This window comes from Streptomyces sp. SID486, assembly GCF_009865385.1.
In the GTDB taxonomy this organism is placed as follows: Bacteria; Actinomycetota; Actinomycetes; order Streptomycetales; family Streptomycetaceae; genus Streptomyces.
This window is the reverse complement of the sequence record NZ_WWJT01000699.1, coordinates 1-7,569: the sequence shown is the minus strand read 5'-3', so window position 1 is coordinate 7,569 and position 7,569 is coordinate 1. Positions and strand designations below refer to the sequence as shown.

5 protein-coding genes are annotated in these 7,569 nt (G+C 74.4%); 2 read left to right on the top strand and 3 right to left on the bottom strand.

Annotated elements, in window-relative coordinates; genetic code table 11:
- Nucleotides 1-104: 104 nt before the first annotated feature.
- Nucleotides 105-1,124 carry a non-homologous end-joining DNA ligase gene (gene ligD / locus GT045_RS32665; protein WP_202529231.1) on the bottom strand — a complete coding sequence of 340 codons (1,020 nt, stop codon included), beginning with the start codon at nucleotides 1,122-1,124 and terminating at the stop codon, nucleotides 105-107.
- Nucleotides 1,125-1,198: 74 nt separating this feature from the next.
- Here ligD and GT045_RS32660 point away from each other — a divergent pair, with 74 nt between their 5' ends.
- Nucleotides 1,199-2,275 (top strand): ATP-dependent DNA ligase, encoded by a 1,077-nt coding sequence (locus GT045_RS32660; RefSeq protein ID WP_161336405.1) that lies wholly within the window; start codon nucleotides 1,199-1,201, stop codon nucleotides 2,273-2,275.
- 202 nt (nucleotides 2,276-2,477) lie between these two features.
- Here GT045_RS32660 and GT045_RS32655 read toward each other — a convergent pair whose 3' ends face one another.
- Both GT045_RS32655 and GT045_RS32650 read right to left on the bottom strand, forming a co-directional pair.
- Complete coding sequence (locus tag GT045_RS32655; RefSeq protein WP_161336404.1) at nucleotides 2,478-3,668, bottom strand: zinc-dependent alcohol dehydrogenase; 1,191 nt, start codon at nucleotides 3,666-3,668, stop codon at nucleotides 2,478-2,480.
- A 311-nt stretch (nucleotides 3,669-3,979) separates the two neighbouring features.
- The gene (locus tag GT045_RS32650) at nucleotides 3,980-6,664 is read right to left on the bottom strand and encodes an AAA family ATPase (protein ID WP_161336403.1); all 2,685 of its coding nucleotides are present in this window, start codon (nucleotides 6,662-6,664) and stop codon (nucleotides 3,980-3,982) included.
- A gap of 646 nt (nucleotides 6,665-7,310) precedes the next feature.
- Between GT045_RS32650 and GT045_RS32645 the strand changes: the two genes are divergently transcribed.
- Nucleotides 7,311-7,569: DUF2510 domain-containing protein (locus GT045_RS32645; protein WP_161336402.1), on the top strand; the 259-nt coding region annotated here is incomplete at its 3' end.

Sequence of the window (7,569 nt, the reverse complement as noted above, 5' to 3'; positions counted from 1 at the left end):
AGGGGTCGTGGGGCCGTGGGGCCGTGGGGCCGTAGGGCCGGGGGGCCGTAGGGCCGGGGGGCCGTAGGGCCGGGGGGCCGTAGGGCCGGGGGGCCGCGGGGCCGTCAGGGGGACGGGTCGCGGCGGGCGCGGCTCGGCTGGACGCGCTTCGGTTCGCCGGGCATCTTCGGGTACTCCGGCGGGTACGGCAGGTCGCCCAGCCCGTGGTCGTGTTCGTCGCGGCGGGCCAGTTCCAGCAGCGCGTCCAGACAGTAGGCGTGGTCGTCCATGTCGGCGTGCACGTCGCCGACTTCGGCGAACCGGCGCGGCATGGTGGCGAGGTCGAAGTCCTGGGGGTGGGCGACCCCGACCTCCTCCCAGCGCAGCGGCGCCGAGACGGGGGCGTGCGGGCGGGGCCGCACGGAGTAGGCGGAGGCGATGGTGCGGTCGCGGGCGGTCTGGTTGTAGTCCAGGAAGATGCGTGCGCCGCGCTCCTCCTTCCACCACCTGATGGTCACCTGCTCGGGCATCCGGCGTTCCATCTCCCGGCCGACCGCGATCGCCGCGCGCCGCACCTGGGTGAAGGTCCAGCGCGGTTCGATGGGCACGAAGACGTGCAGCCCCCGGCCGCCCGAGGTCTTCGGCCAGCCGCGCAGCCCGCCGAACTCGTACAGGACGGCCCGCAGTTCGCCGGCGGCGCGGACCGCGTCGTCGTAGTCGGTGCCGGGCTGCGGGTCGAGGTCGATGCGGAGTTCGTCGGGGTGGTCGACATCGGTGGCGCGGACCGGCCAGGGGTGGAAGGTGAGCGTGCCGTACTGGGCGGCCCACACCACCGCCGCCTCCTCGGTCGGGCACATCTCGTCGGCGCTGCGCCCGCTGGGGAAGGTGATGTGGGCGGTCGGGATCCAGTCGGGCATGCCTTTCGGCGCCCGCTTCTGGTAGAACCACTCACCGCCGACGCCGTCCGGGTACCGCTCCAGGGTGGTGGGGCGGTTGCGCAGGGCACGCAGGATGCCGGGGGCGACGGAGGCGTAGTACCGGGCGACGTCCAGCTTGGTGAAGCCCCGCTCGGGGAAGAACACCTTGTCCGGGCTGGACAGCCGTACGCTCCGGCCGCCCACCTCCAGTTCCACCGCATCGCCCATGCGGCCACCGTAGGCGTACCGCACACGGCTCGCATACCGGGCAAACCCGTATGCATGCGAGCAGAATCGGATGCATGGACCTCCCCGTCATGCCGCCCGTGAAGCCGATGCTCGCCAAGTCGGTGGCGCAGATCCCGCCGGGGATGCACTACGAGGCGAAGTGGGACGGCTTCCGGTCGATCGTGTTCCGGGACGGGCCCGAGGTCGAACTGGGCAGCCGTACCGGAAAGCCGCTGACCAGGTACTTTCCCGAGCTGGTCGAGGCGCTGAAGGAACGGGTGCCCGAGCGGTGCGTGCTGGACGGGGAGATCGTGATCGCCCGCGACGGAAGGCTGGACTTCGACGCGCTGACCGAGCGGATCCACCCGGCGGCCTCCCGGGTGCGGACGCTGGCCGAGCGGACCCCGGCCTCCTTCGTCGCCTTCGACGTGCTGGCGCTGGACGACCACGCCCTGCTCGACGTGGAGCTGACCGACCGCCGCGCCCTGCTGGACCGGGCCCTCGCCGAGGCGACCCCGCCGGTGCACGTCGCGCCCGCCACGACCGACATCGAGGTGGCCCGGCAGTGGTTCGAGCAGTTCGAGGGCGCGGGCCTGGACGGGGTCGTCGCCAAGCCCCTCACGCTGCGGTACCTGCAGGACGAGCGGGCCATGTTCAAGATCAAGCACGAACGCACGGCGGACGTGGTCGTGGCCGGGTACCGCTTCCACAAGAGCGGCCCGGTGGTGGGCTCGCTGCTGCTCGGGCTGTACGACGGGGACGGCCGGCTCCAGCACGTCGGGGTGTCCGCGGCCTTCGCCATGAAAAGGCGCGCCGAACTGATCGACGAGCTGGAACCGCTGCGCATGGACGACGTGTCCGGGCACCCGTGGGCCGCCTGGACGGACGAGGGCGCTCACGAGAAGGCCCGGCTGCCGGGGGCGCCGAGCCGCTGGACGGGCAAGAAGGACCTGTCGTGGGTGCCGCTGCGGCCGGAGCGGGTGGCCGAGGTGGCGTACGACCACATGGAGAACGGGCAGCGGTTCCGGCACACGGCCCGTTTCCGCCGCTGGCGTCCGGACCGTACGCCGGAGAGCTGCACGTACGCCCAGCTGGAGGAGCCGGTGCGCTACGACCTGGCGGAGATCCTCGGCGAGAAGGACCGCGGCTGAGCCAGGGGCGTGGCCGCAGCCGCGGCTACCGACGAGGCCGGCTCCTGGCTGGCTACCGACGAGGCGCCGCTCATGACTCCCGGGGCCGGCTCTCCCGGCTACGGGCTCCCGCTCACGACCGGGGCCGGCTCCCGGGGCCGGCTCCCGGCTCACAGCTCACGGCTCACGGCTTCGAGGCCCGGCCCCCGGCCCCCGGCTCCCGCTACGGCTGCATGAGGATCTTGACCGCGCCGTCCTGCTTGCGCTGGAACATCTCATAGGCGTGCGGTGCCTCGGCCAACGGCAGCCGGTGGGTGGCGAAGTCCTCGACGCCGAGCGGGTCCTCCTCGGTCAGGTAGGGCATGATCTGGTCGGCCCAGCGGCGGACGTTGGCCTGGCCCATGCGGAGCTGGATCTGCTTGTCGAACATGGTGAGCATCGGCATCGGGTCGGCCACGCCGCCGTAGACACCGCTGAGCGAGATGGTGCCCCCGCGGCGGACCAGGTCGATCGCCATGTAGAGGGCGCCCATCCGGTCGACGCTGAAGCGTTCGGCGAGCGGCCCGCTGAGCTTGCGGGGCATCATCGCGGCGGTCTGCTGGATGAGCTTGGCGGCGTGGCTGCCGTGGGCCTCGGTGCCGACGGCGTCGATCACGGCATCCGGACCCCGGCCGCCGGTCTGGTCGCGGATCGCGTGGACCAGGGCCTTCTCGTCGTCGAAGGCCCGCAGGTCGTACGTCTCGACACCGCGCCGGTTCGCCCGGGCGAGGCGCTCCGGGACCAGGTCGACACCGAAGACCCGCTCGGCGCCCCGGGCCTTGGCGATCCGGGAGGCCATGTCGCCGATGGGGCCGAGCCCGAGGACGGCGAGGGTGCCGCCGGGCGGGACGGCGGCGTACTCGACGGCCTGCCAGGCGGTGGGCAGCACGTCGGAGAGGTACACGAACCGGTCGTCCGGGGGCCCCTCGGGCACCTTGATCGGGCCGAACTGGGCCTGCGGGACGCGCAGATACTCGGCCTGGCCGCCGGGCACCGCGCCGTACAGGCGGGTGTAGCCGAACAGGGCGGCGCCCATGCCCTCGCCGGTGACCTGCGTGGTCTCGCACTGGGTGGGCAGACCGGTGTCGCACATGAAGCAGTGCCCGCAGGCGATCTGGAACGGCACCACGACACGGTCGCCGGGCCGCAGGTTCGTCACCTCCGGACCGACCTCCTCCACGATGCCCATGGGTTCGTGGCCGAGGATGTCACCCGGGGTCATGAAGGGGGTGAGCACCTCGTACAGATGCAGGTCGGAGCCGCACAGCCCGGTCGACGTGATCCGGATGACGGCGTCCGTGGGTTCCTCGATCCGTGGATCGGGCACGTCCTCCACCCGGACGTCCCGCTTTCCCTGCCAGGTGACTGCCTTCATGGATCGCGCTCCCTTGCTCACGTACGGCTGTGTCCCGTGTGCGGTGGCGGCCGGGTACCCGTGCCCGCCGCGGTCGAACCCGGACCTGGCCGGAACGCCGGGGGCGCGGTCGGCGGCCCGTCCGGGTCGGGGGCGCGCTGGGTCGGGCGTGGGCGGACCGAGGCCGGCCGGGTGGGGCGTGGCCGGGCCGAAGCAGGCCGGGGCCGGCCGGGTCGGGGCCGCGGGCCCTCTGCCACGGCCCCTCTGCCACGACCCCTCTGCCACGGGGCTCGGCCGCGTCGGCGGTCCCAGCGGGTCGCGTCGCCGGTAGGTCAGGACAGGCCGCGGCCCGTCTCCAGCACCTCCCGCGCCTGGGCGACCAGGGCCTCCGCGCCACAGGCACGGGCGAGGTCGAGACCCCGGTTGAGTTCCGCTGTCGAGCGGGCGGCGATGCCGTACTCGACGCGGGCCGCCGCGTGTTCGTACTGGCAGGGCGACGCCTCCAGGTAGGTGACGGCACGGGCGGCGAGCTGCACCGCCCGCTGTCCCGTCGCCAGGGCGGCGGCGCAGCGCAGGGCCTCGCCGATGGCGGTGTCCGTGCCGAACCGCTCGGCCTGCCCGCGGGCGTCGGCCGCGAGCTGGGCGGCACGGGCCGGGTCCCGTCCGGCGAGGGCCTTGGCCAGGTCGATGGACCAGGGTGCGAGGACGGGGTTGTGGCCGCCGCGGGAGGCGGCGGTCTTCTCGGCGGCCTCCAGTTCGCTGACGCCCTCCTCGGTGCGGCCGACGGCGAGCAGCAGCCGGCCGCGGACGGAGCGGATGTCGGGCAGCACGATGGTGGACGGGTACGGCGGCGCGAAGCCGTACTGTTCGGCGACCGACCAGGCTTCCTCGACCCGGCCGCGCGCCAGCAGGGTGTCGACCAGCCCGCAGGTGGACGACCAGTACAGCGGCAGGCGGCGGCCCACGCGTTCGGCGAGCACCAGGCCCTCGCGCAGGGTGGACTCGGCGTCGCGCAGCCGGCCCTGTCGGCGGTAGGCGAGCCCGAGGAAGGCGTTGGCCAGGGAGAGGTGGCCACCGCGCCAGCCGGCCGAGGTGTAGACGCGCCTGGCCTCGGCGAACAGGCTCTCCGCGCGGTCCAGCCGGTCGGCGTAGGCGTACGCGCTGCCGAGCATCATCAGCAGCTCCATGCCCCACTCGGGGTCGGTCCAGCCGAGCCCCGGCGCGAGGCGGCCGTTGACGAGGGCGCGATCGCACAGGTCGATCACCACGTCCGCGCTCTCGCCGTGGGTCATGGCGTCGAAGCCGCGCAGGATGAGCAGGGCGCGTTCGGCGTTGTCGCGGCCGGCGCAGGTGCTCGCCAGCTCGGCGAGGCGGCGGGAGCGGGCCGGGGAGACGGTCTCGCCGTGGATGCACTCCCACATGAACTGGAACGCCTGCAGTCGCATCCGGACCGGACCCGCCTCGTGCCGGGCGGCTTCGGCCTCGACCGTGCGGACGGCCTCCTCCAGCTGGTCGTTGTGGAGCAGTGCCTGGGAGAGGCGGACGACGGCGTCGACCCGGTCGTCCCCGTCGAGGCCGGACATGCCGAGCGCGCTCTGCAACTGGTCGATGGTGCCCGCGGGGTTGGTCAGGAGGGTGGCGCAGCCCAGTTCGTACAGGACGTGCGCGTGCACCTCGGGGCGGGGCGGTTCCTCCAGCGCGCGTTCCAGGCAGCGGCGGGCCGCGTCCGGGGCACCGACGGCGAGATGCTCGCGGGCTGCTTCGCGCAGCTGCTCGACGAGTTCCTCGTCGTCGTCCGGGTGCACCTTCAGCAGGTGCCGCGCGGCCTCGGCCGCACCGCGGCCCAGCTCGGTGATGATCTGCGCGGCGACGCCGTGCATCGCGGTGCACACGCCGGGCGGGATGGAGTTGTAGACGGCGGTGGCGATGAGCGGGTGGACGAACTCCAGCTCGTCGGAGTCCCGTTCGGTGCCGACGGACGGGTCGGGCGCGGTGAGGATACGGGCGTCGCAGAGGAGTTCGGCGCAGCGCCCGGCCAGTTCGTCGTTCATGGTGGCGAGGCGGGCGACCATGTCGACGGTGATGCCGGTGCCGAGGATGGCCGCGGCCCAGGCGAACCGGGTGGCTTCCAGGCCGAGGCCCTTGAGCCGGTCGACCAGTCCGCCGCCGCGGGCCGCGCGGTTCAGCGCGCGCAGTTCCCCGGCGCGCGCCTCGACGGGCTGGAGTTCGCTGTCCTGCACCTTGGCGAGGAGTTCGACGGTGTCGTAGGGGTTGCCGCCGGTGACGGCCCACACCTCGCGGCAGAACGCGTCGTCGGCGTGCCGGCCGAGGGTGGCGCGGGTGATCCCGGCGGTGGCGTCCGGCGTGAGGGCGCTGAGGGTGGTGACCGGGCGGCCCGCGGCCTCGGCCACCGTGTCGAGCAGGCGGGCGCTGTCCCCGCTGACCTCGCCGGGGCGGCGGGCGACCACCACGAGGACGGACACGTCGTCCAGGCGCTCGGCGAACGCGGCGAGCCAGCGCAGGGTCTCCTGGTCGGCCCAGTGCGCGTCGTCGAGGAGCAGCACCAGCGGCCATTCCCGGCGGGCGAGCCGGCGCACCGCCGCGACGAGTCCGTCGCAGACGTACTGCGGGTCGGCGCTGCCCTCCTGCGGGTCGGTTATACCGAGGGCGGGGCCGGCGATCTCGTACCAGTCGCCGAGGTACTCGCGGGCCTCCTCGGGCAGTAAGGACAGCAGCGCCGGCTGGAGCAGCTGCCGTACGACGTGGAACGGGACGGACCTCAGGGTCTCGGCGCCGCGGGCGGACCAGACGGTGCAGCCGCGGCGTTCGGCGATGCGGCGGGTCTCGGCCAGCAGCGCGGTCTTGCCAAGTCCCGCCTCGCCGCGCAGCACCAGCAGGCTGCCCGAGGACGTCTGTTCCGCGCACAGGACGTCGAGCGCCTGTGCGACCGCGGCGATCTCGGCGTCCCGCTCCCACAGGGGAGCCGAGCCGGCCGCCGGCGGGCGTCCCTCCGTCATCCCGTTACCTCCCCAGGTCGCCCGAACGACGTACAGACAGCGAGCCTAGCCGCCCGGCGGGGCCCGTGGTGGGCGGTCGTGGCAGCTGTTGCCCGGCCGGGTGAAGGAGCAGGCGGCCGGGCGACCCCGTCCCGGGCCCGACCAGCGGACGGAGCGTCAACCACGCCTGCCGCCAGGGCCGCCGGAGCGGCTCCGAAGGGGGCGCGGGATGTACACGGCGGAGTGCGGGCGGGTGCGGGTGGCGGCGGGGACGGCGGGGACCCGGGCGCCGAGGGAGGCCGGGACGGACAAAGACGGGTGCGGGCGGACGCGGAGACGGTCGACGACAGCTACGGGTGGCGGCGCCGGGGACGGCGGGGACGGCGGGGCCCCGGGCGCCGACGGAGCCCGGGGCGGTCGGAGACGGGCGCGGGCGGACACGAAGACGGACGGAGACGGGTGCGGGCGGACGCGGGGACGGTCGGTGACGGGTGCGGGCGGTGGTGCCGAGGACGGCGGGCGGGGGTGGCTGCGCCGGGGACGGCGGGTGCGGGTGGCGGTGCCGGGACGGTGGGGGCGGAGAAATCGTCGGTGAAATGTCCTGGTCCGCGCGCTTGGCGGCGGATCCTCTCATCCCGCTTTCACCGTCGCCTCATACGGTGGGGGCATGACGCAGGCGACTCCCCCCGGGTGGTACCCCGACCCCGGGCAGACGAACGACGGTCCGCCCACCGAACGCTGGTGGGACGGCAAGGCATGGACGGACCAGACCCGCCCCGCCGGCGCGGCCGCCCCGTGGGGTCCCGCCGCACAGACCGCGCCCCAGCCGGCGCAGTCGGCGCAGCCGGCCGGCCCGTACCCCGCGGGTGCCCCGGGGTACGGCGCACACCCCGGGTATCCGGGATATCCCGCCGTGCCTCCGGGCC